This window comes from Bacillus sp. SYZHCR11 (genome assembly GCF_057196865.1).
The window spans coordinates 119,397-137,801 of the sequence record NZ_JBXUND010000005.1; the positions used below are offsets into that span (position 1 = coordinate 119,397).

An 18,405-nucleotide genomic window follows, 5' to 3' on the forward strand; every position below is an offset into this window, starting at 1 on the left:
GGGATTTTTTTATGAATGCCATTCTTTTAATGTTTTGTCGCTCGGCAGGACAAAGGCGAGCAGACCTAAAACGGGCAGAAAGGCGACGGCTGTCATGGTCGGCGTCAATCCCGCTGAATCAATAAGAGCTCCGAGCGCAACCGCTCCGATCGCGCCCATTCCGAAGGCGAGCCCGACCGTAAGCCCTGACATCGTTCCGATTTTGCCGGGAACAAGCTCCTGCGCGTAGACAACCGTCACGGAGAAGCTGGACATCAGAACAACGCCGATCAGCGCCAGTACGCCATAGGCGATGACAGGTCCCGCAAACGGAAGGAAAATCGTCAAGGGAGCCGATGCCGTCATGGAAACGATGATGACGTTCCGCTTTCCGAAACGGTCTGCAAGCGGCCCGCCGAGAAACGTTCCGACAGCTCCGAAAAATAAAAAGACGAAGATGTAGCTCTGTGCCTGCTGAATGCTGACATGATAGGCATTCATCGCATAGAACGTATAGAAGTTGCCGATCGCGCTCACATACCAGGAACGCGCGAAAATTAAGAAGATAATCATGATAAGTGCAAGAATAATCGGTTTTGTAATCACGGTCTGCACAGCGGCGGCCGGTGATTTTTTACTTGCGGCGCGCAAATGAATCAGGCGGCCTTTATACCATTTGGCGATATAAATGAGAAACAGCACAGCGATTGCGGCCACTAGCGTAAACCAGACAGAGCCGAATTGACCGAGCGGAACGAGAATCAGCGCGGTAATCAAGGGCGCCATCGCCTGGCCGGTATTCCCTCCGACTTGGTAAATCGATTGCGCCAATCCGCGCTTTTCGCCGGCGGCCATGTAAGCGACACGCGATCCTTCAGGATGAAAGACGGCGGAGCCAAGGCCGATAAAAAAGACACAGCATAAAATCGTCAGAAAAGACGGGGCGAACGCGAGACCTAAAATGCCGAGCATGCTTGCGGTGAGTCCGAGCGGCAAAGCATACGGCATCGGGCGTTTATCCGTATACCAGCCGATGACGGGCTGCATCACGGAAGACACCATATTCAGCGTAAAGGCGATAATTCCGAGCTGCGTAAATGTAAGATTCATGGAACGTTCCAAAATCGGAAACATCGCCGGAATCACCGCTTGCAGTGAATCGTTCAGCAGATGACAGATCCCGATAATGAACAAAATAGAATACATGGTTGTCTCGGGACGATGGACAGGTTTTTCTTTAAGCGGGGCGGCAATTGCCAAAGTGATTCTCCTCCTTTTTATGTAAACGAAGCATACACCATATTATTCATAAGGTGAATGAATTATCAAGGGCAAAAAAGGCTCTTCTTTCTCAAACAGAAAAAAGAGCCTCCCTTTTTATTTATTTAACAAACTGTGTTTTCTCGAATACATCATATATACCACGATCCCGGCGGCGATCCAGATGACAAAGGCGAGCCATGTCACGCCCGGCAGGCTGCTTGCGAGATACAGGCATAAGCATGCGCTGATGATCGGCACAAAAGGCACGAAAGGAACACGGAAGGAAGATTTGATCTCCGGATGTTTCTTTCTTAAAACGATGACGGCGATCGCAATGACTGTAAAGGCCGCCAAGGTTCCCATATTGACGAGATGCGCCAAGGTTCCCAGATCAATAAAACCTGCGATCCCGGCGGCAGCGATCCCCGTCACCCATGTGTTTTGAAACGGTGTTTTAAAACGCGGATGAACCTTGGAAAACATGCGGGGCAAAAGGCCGTCTCTGCTCATCGCAAATGTAAGGCGCACCTGAGCGTAAAGCAGAGCGAGCATGACCGTTGTAATCCCGATAATCGCGCCGACGGAAATAATGCCTGCTATTTTGTTCTGGCCGACAAATTGGAGCGCGAAAGATACCGGATCTCCGACATTCAGCTTGGTGTACGAAAGCATTCCTGTCAGGACGAGCGATACCGTAATGTAAAGAACGGTGCAGATGGCAAGCGCGCCGATGATTCCGACAGGCATTGATTTCTGCGGGTTTTTCACTTCTTCCGACGCGTTTGACACGGCATCAAATCCGAGATACGCGAAGAAAACGGTCGCGGCGCTCGTGATGACGCCTTTCATTCCGAACGGCATAAACGGCGACCAGTTTTCCGGTTTCACGTAGCCGAAACCGACGACGATAAACAGCAGAATGATCGCAATTTTCATCAATACAATGACATTGTTAAAGCGGGTGCTTTCTTTCACGCCCCTTGAAACAATCGCGGTAATGACCAAAATAATGATAACGGCCGGCAGGTTGAACACGGCACCCGTTTTGCTGCCGGGTGCGGCGGTCAGCGCCTCCGGAAGATGCAGCCCGAAGCCTGCAAGAAGCGACTGGAAATAGGATGACCAGCCGGTTGCGACGGCGGCGAGCGCGATAACATATTCAAGCATTAAGTCCCATCCGATTAAAAACGCGAGACACTCCCCGAGAGTGACATATGAATACGTATATACGCTGCCTGAAATCGGAATGGATGAAGAAAATTCCGCATAACAAAACGCGGCGAGCGCGCAGGCAAGGCCCGCGAGCACAAACGACAGAATCAAAGCCGGTCCTGCGCCTGTCGCGGCCACAGTCCCGGTAATCACAAAAATCCCCGTGCCGACAACACAGCCGATTCCGAGCAAAACCAAGTCAAAAGCGCTTAACGAGCGGGACAGGCTGGTCTGTTTGCTCTGGGCCTTTAAGTCGGCCAGCGGCTTTTTCCGAAATAGTAAAGACATATGGGCCCTCCTGAAAATTCATAATATTCTTATCATTATATACACTGACGTTTGTATTATATTGTCGAAATTTCTCGCAGTCAATTAAAGAATTTTCCACTTTAAAAGGACAAAGCTAAAAAGCGTCGATGCACGGAAGGAAAGGGAATTTTATTGTGAAATAGTTCAATTTTCTCACCTTAAGACCGATACAAAAGATGACTCATCAACTAATTTCAAGTTTCGGTGAAAGGGAGATGTTTACATGTTTCAATATGAAGAACTAAATAAGCAGTTTATCGGCGGCCGATGGAGGGATGGGAGCAGCCGGAACGTATTGGAAAACAGAAATCCTTATACTCAAAAAGTCATCACCTCATTCCGAAAAGCGACGCCTGATGACGTGGATGCGGCATATCGCGCCGCGGCTCTTGCGAAACAAGAATGGGACAAAGTAAACCCTTTTAAAAAGCGGGCCATTTTGGAAAAAGCCGTTTCTTTCATTGAAGAGCACGAAGAAGCGATTATTTACTTAATCATGGAGGAGCTTGGCGGAACACGGCTGAAGGCTGAGTTTGAAATCGGACTTGTCAAAAATATGATAAAAGAAGCCGCAACATTTCCGGTGCGGATGGAAGGGAAAATTCTCCCGTCCACGATTGACGGAAAAGAAAACAGGCTGTACAGAATACCTGCCGGAGTCGCGGGGGTGATCAGCCCGTTTAATTTCCCGTTTTTCCTTTCGATGAAATCTGTTGCGCCGGCACTTGGCGCGGGGAACGGCGTCGTGCTGAAGCCTCATGAAGAAACGCCGATCTGCGGCGGAACGCTTATCGCGAAAATTTTTGAAGCGGCCGGCGTACCGGACGGGCTGCTGAATGTCATCGTGACGGATATCGGGGAGATCGGCGACAGCTTTGTTGAGCATCCCGTGCCGCGGATAATCTCATTTACAGGCTCAACCGGAGTGGGCAGCTATATCGGACAGCTTGCGGTCAAACACTTTAAAAAACCGCTGTTGGAGCTTGGCGGAAACAGCGCGCTGATCGTGCTTGAGGATGCTGATCTTGAATACGCCGTCAATGCGGCCGTATTCAGCCGGTTTACGCATCAAGGACAGATCTGTATGTCGGCGAACCGCGTGCTCGTTCACACATCTGTTTATGACAAATTTACAGAGCTTTACGAAGCGAAAGTGTCATCGCTGAAAGTCGGCGATCCGATGGACCCTGATACGGTTATCGGTCCTTTAATCAATGAGAGACAGGCGGAAGGCCTGAGACGGTCTGTCGAAAAAGCGATAGAAGAGGGAGCGGTTCCGGTGCTGTCCGGCCGATTCAGCGGAACGGTCGCTGAGCCTGTCATTTTAAAAGATGTGAAACCTGAGATGAGCATCGCGAAGGAGGAGCTGTTCGGACCGGCCGTCTGTATCATGCCGTTTGAAACGGAGGATGAAGCGGTAAGCATCGCAAACGCGACACCGTTCGGTTTAAGCGGAGCTGTGCATGCGGCAAACGTGGAACGGGGCGTTGAGTTTGCTAAGCGGATCGAAACCGGCATGATTCACGTCAACGATACGACCATTAATGATGAACCGAACGTTGCGTTCGGCGGCGAGAAACAATCAGGTCTCGGCAGGCTGAACGGCGAATGGAGCCTTGAAGAATTCACCACGCTGAAATGGATTTCGGTTCAGCATGAAAAACGCCAATTCCCATATTAAGAAGGAGTGAAAGAAATGAGTATACAGACGGAGCAGCAAACGCACAGCCTGCTTGACGCTTTTGTCAAAGTTGCGCCTTTTTTAAACAGCCTGATCCAAGATGACATCACCATCGGAATTTATGATACAGAAAAATTAATCGTGAATATTCCGGCTAAAACGTTTTCTCTTAATGTAAAGCCGGGAGATCCGCTGCAAAAAGGGGACATCATTACAGACGCGATCCGCATGAATCAGAAGAAGACAAGCATGGTGCCGAAAGAGCTGTTCGGATTTCCGCTGATCGCCAGAGCGATTCCGCTTCATGATGAAAACGGAAAAGTCATCGGCGGCGTCGGTCTCGGCACGAGCCTTGAAAAATCAGCCAAGCTTCATGATGTCGCTGAAAGCCTGTCCGCCGTCGTGGAACAGACCGCTTCGGCGATCGCGGATATCTCAGAATCCATCAGCGGTTTCTCAGCACAGATGACCGGGATTTCCGCTCAGGCGAAACAAGTCAGTGAAAGCGCGGGAGAAATCGCCGACATTTCCGTCACTGTCAAGGGCATCTCGGATCAAAGCAATCTGCTCGGTTTGAATGCGGCCATTGAAGCCGCGAGAGCAGGAGAATCCGGCAAGGGCTTTTCCGTGGTGGCGGATGAGATCCGCAAGCTTGCCACTCATTCAAAAGACAATGTCGGCCAAATTGACCAGATTACGAAAAAAATCCACAGCCTGCTGAAAGGGCTGGAGGACTCAATTGAATCCATCAACCAGAACACGGACGGCCAAGCGGCGGCGGTAGAACAAATTTCTGCCACGATGCAGGAGATTTCAGGAAGCGCCCAGCATTTAGCGAAAATGGCTGAAAACGTGCTCGGAGAATCATAAAAAAAGGGAGCTTACGGGCTCCTTTTTTGTTTTCCCTTATCAATCGGAAACTGCACTTACACGTTTGATCCGTCATGCTCAGGGGTACACATACGAATACATCACCAATGATAAAGGAGAGTCTTGTATGTCTGATGCAAATCTGCACAACCCGCTGACGAAATATGATCATGATGAATTTCCAAAACAATATCAAGAACCGCCCGGTTTGCAGAAAGAGATGAAGCCTGTGCCGGACTGCGGTGAAACAAGCTATAAAGGAGCCGGCAAGCTGAAGGGAAGAAAAGCCCTCGTCACCGGCGGCGATTCAGGTATCGGCCGGGCCGCCGCAATTGCTTATGCCCGGGAAGGGGCGGATGTGGCCATTAACTATCTGCCTGAGGAACAGCCGGATGCCGAAGAAGTGAAAGCGTTAATTGAAAAAGAGGGAAGAAAAGCCGTTCTGCTGCCGGGAGATTTAAGCGATGAAGCGTTTTGCGGAGAATTGGCGGAAAAAGCGTATCAAGAGCTTGGCGGTCTTGATACGCTCGCTCTTGTCGCCGGCAAACAGCAGGCAGTGGATGATATCAGCGATCTTACTACAGAACAAATCTATCAAACATTTGAAGTCAACGTATTCTCACTGTATTGGCTCGTCAAAGCCGCGCTTCCGTATCTGCCGGAAGGCGCGTCTATTATCACGACAACGTCCGTAGAAGGGTATAATCCAAGCCCGATGCTGTTGGATTATGCTGCGACGAAACATGCCATTATCGGTTTTACCGTCGGCCTAGGAAAGCAGCTGGCGAATAAAGGAATCAGAGTCAACTCGGTAGCGCCGGGGCCGATCTGGACACCGCTGCAGATTTCAGGAGGACAGCCCGGAGAAAACATTCCGAAATTCGGCAAGGAAACACCGGCCGTTCCATTACAGCGTGCCGGACAGCCGGCGGAGCTGGCAGGAATTTATGTCTTTTTGGCCTCAGAAGAATCGAGTTATGTGACATCCCAAATTTACAGTGTAAGCGGAGGAATTCCGACAGCGTAATCAAAAAGGAGCTGCCCTTCATACGGGGGCAGCTCTTTTTTTTGATGTTATGTGCCGAGCACGTTTTGATTATACAGGACACTCGGATGTGACGGATGATAGGAGGCGGCTTTGTCGTTATGAATCTTCGCTTTTTCTCTGTCGCCGAGCTGCCAGTGGCAGACGCAGAGCTGCAGATGGGGGTACCAGGTGGAATATTCGAGCTGGGTAAAGCCTGCATCACTGCTTTTGGCGGATAGGGCGAGCTCATACCAAAACACGCCCTGCCGGTATTGCCGTTTCTCCGCAAAATAGTCGCCGAGCCTGCAGCAGAACTCCGGCCGCGGACAATCGATCAGAAATGATTTTAAGAGAGACGTCATGGCGGCCTCTTCATGGCCGACCGCCCTGTAGCAATCGGATAGATATTGGCACGTTCTGATCTCGTCTTCGATCCAGCACTGTTTTGTGGAAAGAAAATGGTGATAATACGTGATGGCGCGCTGATATTGGCCGTGATCCTTTAATTCATTCGCGAAGTAAAACAAATCGCGCGGTGTCATCGTTTCACTGTTTTCCGCCATTCTCTCATAAATCTTCAAGTTGCGGTCCGAGGGAGGCGAGTGCTTTTTCTCGGATTTCCGGTGTGTGACGGCAATATCGGTTTCTATGATGTTTCCGTATACCTCAAGATACTCATGCACGGCTCCGATCCAGCGGAACCCTTTTTCACGCTTGACGAGTCGGTTGCGGCGGTATCTGAAGCTGACCTCTCCCCGATCATCAAAGCCGACGTGATAATACATGGATACCGCGTCCACCTCTTTTGAAAGCGACGCCTTCAGTTCAATCAGCTTTTCACGGTCCTTTTCCGTCAGCATATCGTCGGCGTCCAGCCACAGAATATAATCCATTTCCGCTTTCGAAAACACAAAATTACGGGCGGCCGCAAAGTGATCGATCCATTCAAAATCATAAATCTTATCCGTATAACGGGCCGCGATTTCTTTCGTCCGGTCGGTCGAGCCCGTATCAGCAATCACAATTTCATCCGCAATGTCTTTGACGGAATCAAGACAGCCCGCAAGCACTTCCTCTTCATTTTTCACGATAACGCACAAACTGACGCTGATCATGTCATCACCTCTTCCCCTCCAGTGTATAAAAGGAGAGGCGGAAACATTCTTCGGACAAAATGATCTCTTCCAAGAAATTTGTCTGTCCTTTTACTAGTTTTATTCCAGCACCTGATTTAAAATGAACACATGAACTTACGTGAGGATTGATAGGAACCATGAGCATCATAAAAGCGGAAAACCTTTATAAAACATACGGAGATAAGACATTATTCGACCATATCTCCTTTCATATTGAAGAGAATGAAAGAATCGGTTTAATCGGCCCGAACGGAACGGGGAAGTCTACGCTTCTGAAAACCATTGCCGGCCTTGAATCAACGGAGGAAGGCGAGATTACGGCTTCAGGAAACGTGCATATTGAGTTCTTGCATCAGGACCCTGAGCTTCCGGCCGGACAAACCGTTCTTGAACATATTTATTCCGGCGGATCAGCCGTCATGAGAACGATGAGAGAGTACGAAAAAGCGCTTCAGGCGCTGAATGAAGAACCGGAAAATGACCAGCGCCAGAAACACCTGCTTGATGCGCAGGCCCGAATGGACGCGAATGATGCGTGGGAGGCGAATACGTTAGCCAAAACGGTTTTAACCAAACTTGGCGTCACCGATCTGATGAAGGATGTCAGCGAGCTGTCCGGCGGCCAGAGAAAGCGCGTCGCGATTGCGAAAAACGTCATCCAGCCGGCTGACCTGCTCATTTTGGATGAACCGACAAACCACTTGGACAATGAAACGATTGAATGGCTGGAAGGCTACTTATCGCAATATCCGGGCGCCGTTATGCTTGTCACGCACGACAGATATTTTCTGAACAGGGTGACGAACAGAATTTACGAGCTTGAGAGAGGCAGCCTTTATACGTATAAAGGAAACTATGAAGTATTCCTGAAAAAACGGGCCGAACGGGAGGCGCTGGCAGAGCAGAAAGAAACAAAACGCCAAAACCTCCTGCGCCGCGAATTGGCGTGGCTCAGAAGAGGAGCGAAAGCGCGCTCGACGAAACAAAAAGCGAGAGTGGACAGAGCGGAGGCGCTCAAGGAGCAAAAAGGGCCGGCAGTCTCCGGATCACTCGATTTCGCGATCGGTTCCCACCGTCTCGGAAAACAAGTAATCGAAGCCGATAACGTCGCCATTACCTATAACGGCCAAGCGCTGATCAGCCAGTTTAATGAGCTTGTCATCCCGGGGGAACGAATCGGCATCATCGGGCCGAACGGAATCGGGAAAACGACACTTTTAAACAGCCTCGCCGGCAGAATTCAGCCTGACAGCGGCAATATCACCATCGGGCAGACGGTCCGGATCGGCTACTACACCCAGGATCACAGCGAAATGAACGGCGATATGAAAGTCATTGAATATATAAAAGAGACGGCTGAAATCGTCAAAACGGCGGAAGGCGATGTCATCACCGCGGAACAAATGCTTGAGCGTTTTCTGTTCCCGCGTCCGATGCAGCAGACATATATCAGAAAGCTGTCAGGCGGGGAAAAACGCCGTCTGTACTTGCTGAATGTACTGATGCAGGAGCCGAATGTGCTGTTTTTAGATGAGCCGACCAATGATCTGGACACAGAAACATTAAGCGTGCTCGAGGATTATATCGAACAGTTCCCGGGCGTCGTCATCACTGTATCCCATGACCGCTATTTCCTTGACCGCGTCGTGGACCGCCTGATCGTATTTGAAGGACACGGTGTCATTTCCCGTTTCCAAGGTTCATACAGTGAATACATGGAACAAGCAAAAGCGAAGAAGACGGCGGTAAAACAGCCGGCCGAAGAGAAAAAGGCGGAAGAAGAGCCGAAGAAAAAGCGCAAAAAGCTTTCGTACAAGGATCAGATCGAATGGGACGGCATCGAAGACAAAATCGCCGGCCTTGAAGAAAAGCATCAGCGTCTGGAAGCGGAAATCGCTGAAGCGGGAAGTGATTTCGGAAAGATACAAGAACTGATGGCCGAACAGGCAAAAACGGCTGAAGAGCTTGAAGCGGCGATGGAACGCTGGACCGAATTGTCACTGATGATTGAAGAACTTGAGAATTAAGAAAAGCCGGTACGGCCCCCGAGAAGACGGCGGGTCATACCGGCTTTTTTTATCTTACACAGATGTCTCCCGGCGCTTTAAAGACAAAGGTTCCGTCCAAGCCAAGTTTATCCGGCATAAAAAGTTTACGTTTACGTTAAGGTTCAAATGGTGTATAATAGAAACAGATACGACAAGAGGGGGATTCACCTTGGAATGGATGAAGATTGATCAAGTTGCCAAGCGAAGCGGATTGACAAAACGAACCATTCGTTTTTACGAGGAGATTGGTTTGATTCCTGCTCCTAAACGGACAGAAGGCGGCGTCCGGCTTTACTCTGAAGATGATATGGAGGAGCTCGAAAAAGTCACCAGCACAAAAGAAGTGCTCGGTTTTTCCCTTCAGGAACTTCAGCAGTTTATGGAGATGAGCCGTCAGCTGGAATTAAACAAAGAGGGGTACTTGTTGTCACTGGATCCGAAGGAACGGAAAGAAAAGCTGGAAGAGATTCAGCACGCTTTGAACCACCAGCTTGAGATGATTGATGAGAAGATCAGCACATTTCAGCATTTTAAAACGCGCCTTAACGGAATGAAAGAAAAAGCTGACCGCGCCATTCAATCAATCGAATGATTTTGCTGTAAACGCTATGGATATAGCGTTTCTTTTAATGGATAAAACAGGAGGTCTGGTCAAATGGATACATCATCACAACAGAAAACAGGCTTATTCAGCCAGCCGAAAGCCGTTTGGGCGGTTGCGTTTGCCTGTGTGATTTCCTTTATGGGAATCGGTCTTGTCGATCCGATTCTTCCGGCGATCGCCGCACAATTACATGCTTCACCTAGTGAAGTATCTCTGTTATTTACAAGTTATTTGCTCGTTACCGGTTTTATGATGTTTTTCTCCGGCGCGATTTCCAGCCGGATCGGCGCAAAATGGACGCTGCTTCTCGGACTTATTTTTATCATCGTGTTTGCCGCTCTCGGCGGAAGCTCAAGTTCAATCGCTCAGCTTGTCGGCTATCGCGGCGGCTGGGGACTTGGGAATGCTCTCTTTATTTCAACCGCGCTTGCTGTCATCGTCGGTGTATCTGTCGGCGGCAGCGCCAAAGCCATTATTCTGTATGAGGCTGCACTCGGACTGGGGATTTCCGTCGGGCCGCTTGCCGGCGGAGAGCTTGGCAGCATTTCATGGCGCGCTCCGTTCTTCGGAGTGTCTGTCCTCATGTTCATAGCGCTTTGCGCGATTTCACTCATGCTGCCGAAGCTGCCGAAACCGGCGAAACGCGTCGGTGTGTTTGATGCGATGAAGGCGCTCAAATATAAAGGCCTTTTGACAATGGCAGTATCTGCATTCTTATACAACTTTGGATTTTTTATTTTGCTTGCTTATTCTCCGTTCGTTCTGGATTTAGATGAACACGGTCTCGGATATGTCTTCTTCGGCTGGGGCCTTCTGCTGGCAATTACGTCAGTCTTTATGGCGCCGCTCGTGCACAAAGCGCTGGGCACAGTGCGTTCGCTCGTCGTTCTCTTTATCGCCTTTGCGGCCATTCTCGTTATTATGGGGGTCTGGACTGACCATCAGATGTTGATCATTACATGTATCGTTGTTGCCGGTGCTGTCCTCGGTATGGTGAATACGATCATGACAACCGCTGTGATGGGGGCTGCGCCGGTTGAACGTTCAATCGCGTCTTCAGCCTACAGCTCAGTCCGCTTTATCGGCGGTGCGCTCGCTCCGTGGATTGCGGGAATGCTGTCAGAACACTTCACCGCAAGCACACCATATACAGTAGGCGGGATTGTCGTTTTTGTCGGCATGCTTGTTCTTCTTATGGGACGCAAACATCTTGCCGGAATAAAAGCCGGACATTAAAAAAAGGAACTTCCGCACGGGCGGGAGTTCCTTTTTGTGTTTACAGCACTTTCGTCGTCCAAGATTCACAATTCCATGTTTCCGTCGCGATATCCATGTAGAACTCGGGTTCGTGGGAAATCAGCAGAATGGAGCCTTTGTATTCTTTCAGCGCGCGTTTCAGCTCTTCTTTCGCATCGACATCCAGGTGGTTTGTCGGTTCGTCAAGCACGAGCAGGTTTGTTTCTGAATTGATCAGCTTGCACAGTCTGACCTTCGCTTTTTCTCCTCCGCTGAGAACGGAGACGCGGCTTTCAATGTGTTTGGTCGTCAGGCCGCATTTGGCGAGGGCGGCGCGGATTTCGTACTGGGTAAAGGAAGGAAATTCACTCCACACTTCTTCGATGCACGTATTGTTATTGGTTTCTTTCACTTCCTGTTCGAAATAGCCCGTGTATTGATGCTCGCCGCGCTCCACCGTGCCTTCCAGCGGCTGGATTTCACCGAGCAGGCTTTTTAACAGCGTCGTTTTCCCGATGCCGTTTGCGCCGTACAGGGCGACTTTCTGTCCGCGCTCCATTCTGAGATTGAGCGGGCGTGACAGCGGAGTATCGTAACCGATGACTAAGTCCTTCGTTTCAAAAATGAGCTTGCCTGACGTTCTCGCAGGCTTGAAATGGAATTCCGGTTTCGGTTTTTCGGCCGCCAGTTCGATCATATCCATCTTATCAAGCTTTTTCTGACGGGACATCGCCATATTTCTCGTGCTGACGCGGGCTTTGTTGCGGGCGACGAAATCTTTCAGCTCAGCCACTTCCTGCTGCTGTTTTTTGTAGGCGGCTTCGAGCTGCTGTTTTTTCACTTCGTAGACTTCCATAAACTGATGATAATCACCGACATAACGGGTCAGCTCCTGGTTTTCCACATGATAAATCAAATTGATTACGCTGTTTAAAAACGGAATGTCGTGAGAAATTAAGATGAACGCATTTTCATATTCCTGCAAATAGCGTTTCAGCCATTCAATATGCTGTTCATCAAGGTAGTTCGTCGGTTCGTCCAACAGAAGGATTTCCGGCTTTTCCAAAAGCAGTTTGGCGAGCAGCACTTTCGTCCGCTGTCCGCCGCTTAAGTCAGTGACGTCGCGGTCTAGGCCGACTTCCTGCAGGCCGAGGCCGCGGGCGATTTCTTCAACTTTGCTGTCAATCACGTAGAAATCATTGTTTGTCAGGGCGTCTTGAATGACACCGACATCTTCAAGCAGCTGCTCAAGCTCATCAGGGTCCGCTTCGCCCATTTTGTTGTAAATCTCGTTCATTTCTTCTTCCATCGCAAATAAGTAATGGAACGCATCCTTCAGCACGTCGCGGATCGTTTTTCCTTTTTCAAGCACGGTATGCTGATCGAGATAGCCGACACGCACGTTTTTCGCCCATTCAACCTTACCCTCATCAGGCTCAAGCTTTCCGGTAATAATATTCATAAACGTTGATTTACCTTCGCCGTTTGCTCCGATTAAGCCGACGTGTTCCCCTTTTAAAAGACGGAACGATACATTGTTAAAAAGCGCACGGTCACCGAAGCCGTGGCTTAAATCTTTTACGGATAAAATACTCATCATTACACCTCTATCGTTATCAGACACGCTTTTTTTATCATGTGTCTTTCTCATTTATGATTATAAAGGAGGAGACCGTTTGTTAAAAGGCTTGGAAGGAAAAAGAAAATTGCGTTTGCCGCGTGCATTTGAGATACTATGGAGTAGATTTTAAGAATTGAGGAGAACGACATGACCCAAACATGGCCATTTTTACAGCATACACAACCATTTATCGCCGAAAACTGGGAGGCGTCAGGCTTTCAGGAGCCGACCGTTATTCAGGAAAAAGCCGCTCAGGTGATCATGGAAGGGAAAGACGTCATTGCCGAATCCCCGACGGGAACGGGAAAAACATTGGCGTACACGCTTCCGGTTCTGGAGCGGATCAACCCGGAACAGAAACATCCGCAAGTGATCATTTTAGCGCCGTCCCGCGAGCTTGTGATGCAGATTTTTCAAGTGATTCAGGAGTGGAAAAAAGGCTCCGATCTTCGCGCTTTGTCTTTGATCGGCGGGGCAAACGTGAAAAAGCAGGTGGAGAAGCTCAAAAATAAACCGCATATCATTGCAGGCACACCGGGCAGGGTGCTCGAATTGATTCAGGCGAAAAAGCTGAAAATGCATGAAGTCAAGACGATCGTTCTTGATGAAGCGGATCAGCTCGTGACAAAGGAACACCGCGAAACGATGAAAAAAATCATTAAAACGACGCTGAAAGACCGACAGCTTTTAAGCTTTTCCGCTACGCTGCAGCCGGAGACAGAAGAGGTGCTGAATGCCATCGCACATGAACCGGCCGTTTTGAAAGTGGCGCGGAATACGGCGGAAAAAGCGCGCGTCACGCATCAATATCTCGTCTGCGATCAGCGGGATAAAGTGAAGCTATTGCAAAAGCTGTCACGGCTGAACGGCATGCAGGCGCTCGTGTTTGTCAGAGATATCGGAAATTTAAGCGTCTATGCGGAAAAACTCGCCTATCATCACGTGGATCTCGGCATCCTGCACGGAGAAGCGAAAAAAATGGAGCGGGCAAAGATATTATCAGCGTTTGAAGGGGGAGAATTTCCGCTGCTTCTGGCGACTGACATAGCGGCGCGCGGACTTGATATCGATGATCTTCCGTACGTCATTCACGCAGACATCCCGAATGAAGACGGATATATCCACAGATCCGGCCGGACGGGGCGGGCCGGTAAAGAAGGAACCGTACTCAGCCTTGTCACGCCGATGGAAGAATCCAAATTGAAAAAAATGGCCAAATCACTCGGAATTGAGCTGAAAGAGGCCGTTTATTCAGGCGGAAAATTATCTGAGAAATAAGAAACGGAGGGCGGGAAGCCCTTCTTTTTTATTGTGAAATAATAGAAAAGGTTCAGGCGGGGGAGTGGGAAGATGGGTTCAATAGACCGATTTCAAATATTGAAGGAACGTGGGCTGGAAATACTCGAACACTGGTTTAAGAACGATAACATCAGACGGAGAATGGATGCGATGCGGCCACTAAATGCGTGGTATGCACGATTGAATAAAGATGAAGACGATACTGTCATTATGGCATATGACGGGCAGCTTCCGGCAGGTATAGTCTCTATAGAGTTTGTGGAGGAACGGGCGTATATCGGATTGATCGTCAATCCTTTGTACCAGCTTCAAGGGTACGGAAAACAGATCTTGCAAAAACTGCTGACTGATCCTGGGTTTACCAGCGTGTAGGAATGGGCGGCAAGCATCGAAAAAAGACAATCAAATCAGTTTAGCCTGCTTTCAAGCAGCGGGATTCAATTTGAAAGATACGGAGCCTGATGAAGACGGCTTTCTTACTTTGATTCTTCGCGGCTGATGCGAAAAAGCAGAAAAGGAGGGGGCAAAGCCCTCCTTTTTTTCATCATGTTAACTTAGATCACTGACTTTGATGATCTGTTTGCCTTTGTTTTCTCCTTTAAACAGGCCGAGGAACGCGTCTGGAATATGGCTGAATCCTTCCGTAATCGTTTCTTCATAATGAAGCTTCCCGTCCTTGAGCCATTCAGCCAATTGTTTCGCGCCTTCGGAAAAGCGGTCAGCATAATCACTGACGATGAACCCCTGCATCAGCGCTTTTGTTTTGATCAGCTTCGGCTGTACGCGGGGGCCCATGTCTTCCTCTTCACTTTCGGTATTATATGAAGAGATCGCTCCGCATACCGGAATGCGGGCGAATTCATTCAGCAGGTTTATCACCGCATCTGAAATCGGTCCGCCGACATTGTCAAAATAGACATCGACGCCGTCAGGGCATGCCTGTTCAAGCGCTTTTTGAATATCATCCGCCGTTTTGTAATTAATGGCTTCATCAAATTGAAGCTCCTCTTTCAGATACGCGATTTTTTCGTCAGAACCGGCGATGCCGACAACCCGCGCGCCTTTGATTTTTGCAATCTGCCCGACCGTTGAGCCGACGGCGCCCGCAGCCCCTGAAACGACGACGGTTTCGCCCTTTTTCGGACGGCCGATATCGAGCAGGCCGAAGTAAGCGGTCAGTCCGGTCATCCCTAAAATGCCGAGATACGCCTGGGCGGGTGCGATATCCGTATCCAACTTGCGGAGGGCGGACTCATTGACGGCTGAATATTCCTGCCAAGCGAGATTTCCGATCACAACATCTCCTTTTTTCAGCTTATCGCCGTCTGTCAGAACTTCGGCAATCACTCCGCCTGTTATGGCTTCATCTAAAGCGAACGGCTCTACATATGATTTTGTATCCTGCATCCGTCCGCGCATGTACGGATCAACGGACACATAACTCGTTTTCACAAGCACTTCGCCGTCTTTCGGTTCGGGAACGGCAATCGTTTCAAAGCGGAAATCGTCATGGACGGGAACGCCTTTGGGGCGTCTTGCCAATTGAATCTGCTGCTGATTATTCGGCATACTGAATCCTCCTTCAAGATAAGTGGTTGTTCCAAATGTAACACGAACCATTTCCCGAATACAAAATCAAACCGTCCGCCGGCAACAAAAAAAGAAGGGCCCGGGCCCTTCTTTTCTTATATGCGTATTTAAAAGAATAACCGGTACACATCGGTGTTTTTCTCATGTTCCAAATATTCATAGGCATTCGTTTTTGAAGAATGAAGCATGTCAGAGGTAATCACGGGCTGAAGCGCGGTCAGATAAGAACCCAGCTTATTTTCAATTTCTGTCGGCAGAACGGATTCGATATCACCGATATTGATAATGATAGAGAAAACGAAATCGATATTAATATGAAAAGTATCTTCAGCGAAGGCCGTAAGCTCTTTTATTCCATCCGGGCAGCGGGTATGCCGGCGGAATACCTGCTTCACTAAATCACTGACAACCCAAGCGTTAAATCGCTGTTCCGGTGAAAAGTAATGAATAGGAACCACCTCCCTGCTTAATCGGCTCATGAAGATTTTTATTTTTCTGATAAAGGTTACTTTCCCTACTGTAACATGTCCCGCCGGAAAATATCCACCGACAATCTGCCCGTTTTTTCCCGGAACTCTCTTTCTTTTGTTTGACCTTTGGTTGAGCGGGTAAACATCCAATATACAAAAACAAAAGGGAGGACTTATCAATGAAACCGGTAGTAAGAGAATATACAAATGATCAAAAACTGATGCAGGACGTAAAAGAGCTTCAGCAATTGGGTGTCGCAAAAGAAGACGTATATGTGCTTTCACATGATGACGACAGAACGGACCGTCTGGCGGATAATACTGATGTCAATACCATCGGAGCGAAAGAAACGGGCATTAAACACGCGGTCGGCAATATGTTTAATAAAAAAGGCGACGAGCTCCGCAACAAAATTCACGAAATCGGCTTTTCAGAAGAGGAAGCATCACAATTTGAAAAACGCTTAGATGAAGGAAAAGTTCTTCTGTTTGTCACGGATAACGAAAAAGTAAAATCATGGGCGTAAGCTGAACAGATCCCAAGGGGTTTTCGGTCCCTTGGGATTTTTTTGCGGTTTCCGCAATAAAACCGAAAGGCACATGCTGTACATTTTCGGTGCCGTTTCTCAACTGATTTGATACAATCCAATTGTAATAAATTGGAACATAGAATCAGGAGGAGCACAATTCATGAAAAAAATGTTACTTATGCTGGCGGTTTGTTTATGTATGATCCCTGCGGACGTCTATGCCGCTGACCTGGGACGGCAGACGTTAGGAACAAATGACGGCTGGGGAGCCGCTTCCGGCGGGACAACCGGCGGCGCGAAAGCCTCTTCATCGAATGTCTACACCGTATCAAACAGACAGCAGCTCGTTTCTGCATTAGGGGGAAGCGCCAACAGCACGCCGAAGATTATTTACATACAAGGCACAATCAATATGAATACGGACGACCGGAATAAAACGCTCGGCTTTAATGATTATAAAGATCCGGCATATGATCTCAACGCTTATCTGAAGGCGTACGACCCGGACAAATGGGGGAAAAAAGCGCCGTCAGGCACCCAGGAAGACGCCAGACAGCGATCTCAAAAAAACCAGAAAGCACGGGTCGTGATTGACATTCCTTCAAATACGACGATCATCGGTTCGGGTTCAAATGCCAAAGTGACAGGCGGAAGTTTTAATATAAAGAACGGCGTCGACAATGTCATCATCCGCAACATTGAATTTCAAGACGCTTACGACTATTTTCCGCAATGGGACCCGACGGACGGCAGCAGCGGCAACTGGAACTCGGAATATGACAATATCACCATTAACGGCGCGACGCATATCTGGATCGATCATTGCACCTTTAATGACGGATCGAATCCCGACAGCGGTTTTCCCTACTATTACGGGAGAAAATATCAGCACCATGACGGCCAGACGGATATAGCCAACGGGGCGAATTATATTACATTGTCCTATAATAAATATCATGACCATGACAAAGGCTCCGTCATCGGAAACAGCGACAGCAAGACGTCGGATGAAGGAAAACTGAAGGTGACCATTCACCATAACTATTACCAGAACATCGTCCAGCGCGCACCGCGGGTCCGGTACGGGCAGGTTCATATTTATAATAATTTTTACGCAGGCTCTAAAAGCGCCGCATACCCGTTCAGCTATGCGTGGGGCGCAGGCCACGCGTCAAAAATATATGCACAGAATAATGTCTTTGAAGTGCCGGGACTGGCTGCTGATAAAGTCATCAGCGTCTTCAGCGGCGGAAAAGCGCTTCATGAAGACGGCACTCTTTTAAACGGCGCCGCAATTAACGCGTCAGCTGCCAACGGATTAAGTCAGTCCGTCGGCTGGACACCGTCATTGCACGGTTCCATCGGCTCATCATCAAATGTAAAATCAGATGTTATATCTAAAGCCGGGTCGGGTATATTAAAATAATAAACAAGAAGCACAAAGGAAAATATTCCTTTGTGTTTTTTAATTAACAAAAACGTTTATTAACTTAGTTAAGTAGTAAAATGGGATAGGGGGATGGAAGACAA

15 protein-coding genes and 1 pseudogene are annotated in these 18,405 nt (G+C 48.8%); 10 read left to right on the top strand and 6 right to left on the bottom strand.

The genetic code is table 11. The annotated features are described in order from the left end of the window. Positions 1-9: 9 nt before the first annotated feature. The gene (locus AC2CGA_RS17325) at positions 10-1,239 is read right to left on the bottom strand and encodes an MFS transporter (RefSeq protein WP_003155670.1); all 1,230 of its coding nucleotides are present in this window, start codon (positions 1,237-1,239) and stop codon (positions 10-12) included. A 117-nt stretch (positions 1,240-1,356) separates the two neighbouring features. Next, complete coding sequence (bcaP, locus tag AC2CGA_RS17330) at positions 1,357-2,742, bottom strand: branched-chain amino acid transporter BcaP (RefSeq protein WP_003155668.1); 1,386 nt, start codon at positions 2,740-2,742, stop codon at positions 1,357-1,359. A 244-nt stretch (positions 2,743-2,986) separates the two neighbouring features. On the opposite strand from bcaP, the gene yfmT reads away from it, so the two are divergent. From yfmT to AC2CGA_RS17345, 3 genes are all read left to right on the top strand, one after another. After that, positions 2,987-4,444, top strand: a complete 1,458-nt coding sequence (gene yfmT, locus AC2CGA_RS17335; protein ID WP_014304588.1) for a benzaldehyde dehydrogenase — start codon at positions 2,987-2,989, stop codon at positions 4,442-4,444. A gap of 465 nt (positions 4,445-4,909) precedes the next feature. Further along, a complete protein-coding gene (locus tag AC2CGA_RS17340; RefSeq protein ID WP_369719111.1) occupies positions 4,910-5,314 on the top strand; it encodes a methyl-accepting chemotaxis protein in 405 nt (134 codons plus the stop codon). Between the two features lie 127 nt (positions 5,315-5,441). Then, positions 5,442-6,341 (top strand): SDR family oxidoreductase, encoded by a 900-nt coding sequence (locus tag AC2CGA_RS17345; protein ID WP_014304589.1) that lies wholly within the window; start codon positions 5,442-5,444, stop codon positions 6,339-6,341. Positions 6,342-6,388: 47 nt separating this feature from the next. Here the strand turns inward: AC2CGA_RS17345 and AC2CGA_RS17350 are convergent, their stop codons facing one another. Beyond that, positions 6,389-7,456 carry a glycosyltransferase gene (locus AC2CGA_RS17350; protein ID WP_003155660.1) on the bottom strand — a complete coding sequence of 356 codons (1,068 nt, stop codon included), beginning with the start codon at positions 7,454-7,456 and terminating at the stop codon, positions 6,389-6,391. Positions 7,457-7,614: 158 nt separating this feature from the next. On the opposite strand from AC2CGA_RS17350, the gene AC2CGA_RS17355 reads away from it, so the two are divergent. The 3 genes from AC2CGA_RS17355 (at position 7,615) to AC2CGA_RS17365 (ending at position 11,365) form a co-directional block, all read left to right on the top strand. Continuing rightward, positions 7,615-9,504 carry an ABC-F family ATP-binding cassette domain-containing protein gene (locus AC2CGA_RS17355; RefSeq protein WP_484480255.1) on the top strand — a complete coding sequence of 630 codons (1,890 nt, stop codon included), beginning with the start codon at positions 7,615-7,617 and terminating at the stop codon, positions 9,502-9,504. 190 nt (positions 9,505-9,694) lie between these two features. Continuing rightward, complete coding sequence (locus AC2CGA_RS17360; RefSeq protein WP_003155658.1) at positions 9,695-10,117, top strand: MerR family transcriptional regulator; 423 nt, start codon at positions 9,695-9,697, stop codon at positions 10,115-10,117. 63 nt (positions 10,118-10,180) lie between these two features. Continuing rightward, on the top strand, positions 10,181-11,365 hold the full coding sequence (locus AC2CGA_RS17365) for an MFS transporter (RefSeq protein WP_219984706.1): 1,185 nt from the start codon (positions 10,181-10,183) through the stop codon (positions 11,363-11,365). 40 nt (positions 11,366-11,405) lie between these two features. On the opposite strand, the gene AC2CGA_RS17370 is transcribed toward AC2CGA_RS17365, so the two are convergent. After that, on the bottom strand, positions 11,406-12,962 hold the full coding sequence (locus tag AC2CGA_RS17370) for an ABC-F family ATP-binding cassette domain-containing protein (protein ID WP_003155656.1): 1,557 nt from the start codon (positions 12,960-12,962) through the stop codon (positions 11,406-11,408). 171 nt (positions 12,963-13,133) lie between these two features. On the opposite strand from AC2CGA_RS17370, the gene AC2CGA_RS17375 reads away from it, so the two are divergent. After that, a complete protein-coding gene (locus AC2CGA_RS17375) occupies positions 13,134-14,264 on the top strand; it encodes a DEAD/DEAH box helicase (RefSeq protein WP_025853991.1) in 1,131 nt (376 codons plus the stop codon). Positions 14,265-14,336: 72 nt separating this feature from the next. Next, positions 14,337-14,784 (top strand): annotated as a pseudogene (locus AC2CGA_RS17380) (GNAT family N-acetyltransferase). A 50-nt stretch (positions 14,785-14,834) separates the two neighbouring features. Here AC2CGA_RS17380 and AC2CGA_RS17385 read toward each other — a convergent pair. Both AC2CGA_RS17385 and AC2CGA_RS17390 read right to left on the bottom strand, forming a co-directional pair. After that, on the bottom strand, positions 14,835-15,854 hold the full coding sequence (locus tag AC2CGA_RS17385; RefSeq protein ID WP_057080058.1) for an NADP-dependent oxidoreductase: 1,020 nt from the start codon (positions 15,852-15,854) through the stop codon (positions 14,835-14,837). A 128-nt stretch (positions 15,855-15,982) separates the two neighbouring features. Further along, positions 15,983-16,333: a DUF3212 family protein gene (locus AC2CGA_RS17390; protein ID WP_024084993.1), complete on the bottom strand. Its 351-nt coding sequence runs from the start codon at positions 16,331-16,333 to the stop codon at positions 15,983-15,985. A 191-nt stretch (positions 16,334-16,524) separates the two neighbouring features. On the opposite strand from AC2CGA_RS17390, the gene AC2CGA_RS17395 reads away from it, so the two are divergent. Together AC2CGA_RS17395 and AC2CGA_RS17400 are read left to right on the top strand one after the other, a co-directional pair. Then, positions 16,525-16,872, top strand: a complete 348-nt coding sequence (locus tag AC2CGA_RS17395) for a YflT domain-containing protein (RefSeq protein WP_003155650.1) — start codon at positions 16,525-16,527, stop codon at positions 16,870-16,872. A 163-nt stretch (positions 16,873-17,035) separates the two neighbouring features. Continuing rightward, complete coding sequence (locus AC2CGA_RS17400) at positions 17,036-18,301, top strand: pectate lyase (RefSeq protein WP_003155647.1); 1,266 nt, start codon at positions 17,036-17,038, stop codon at positions 18,299-18,301. The last annotated feature ends 104 nt before the right edge of the window (positions 18,302-18,405 follow it).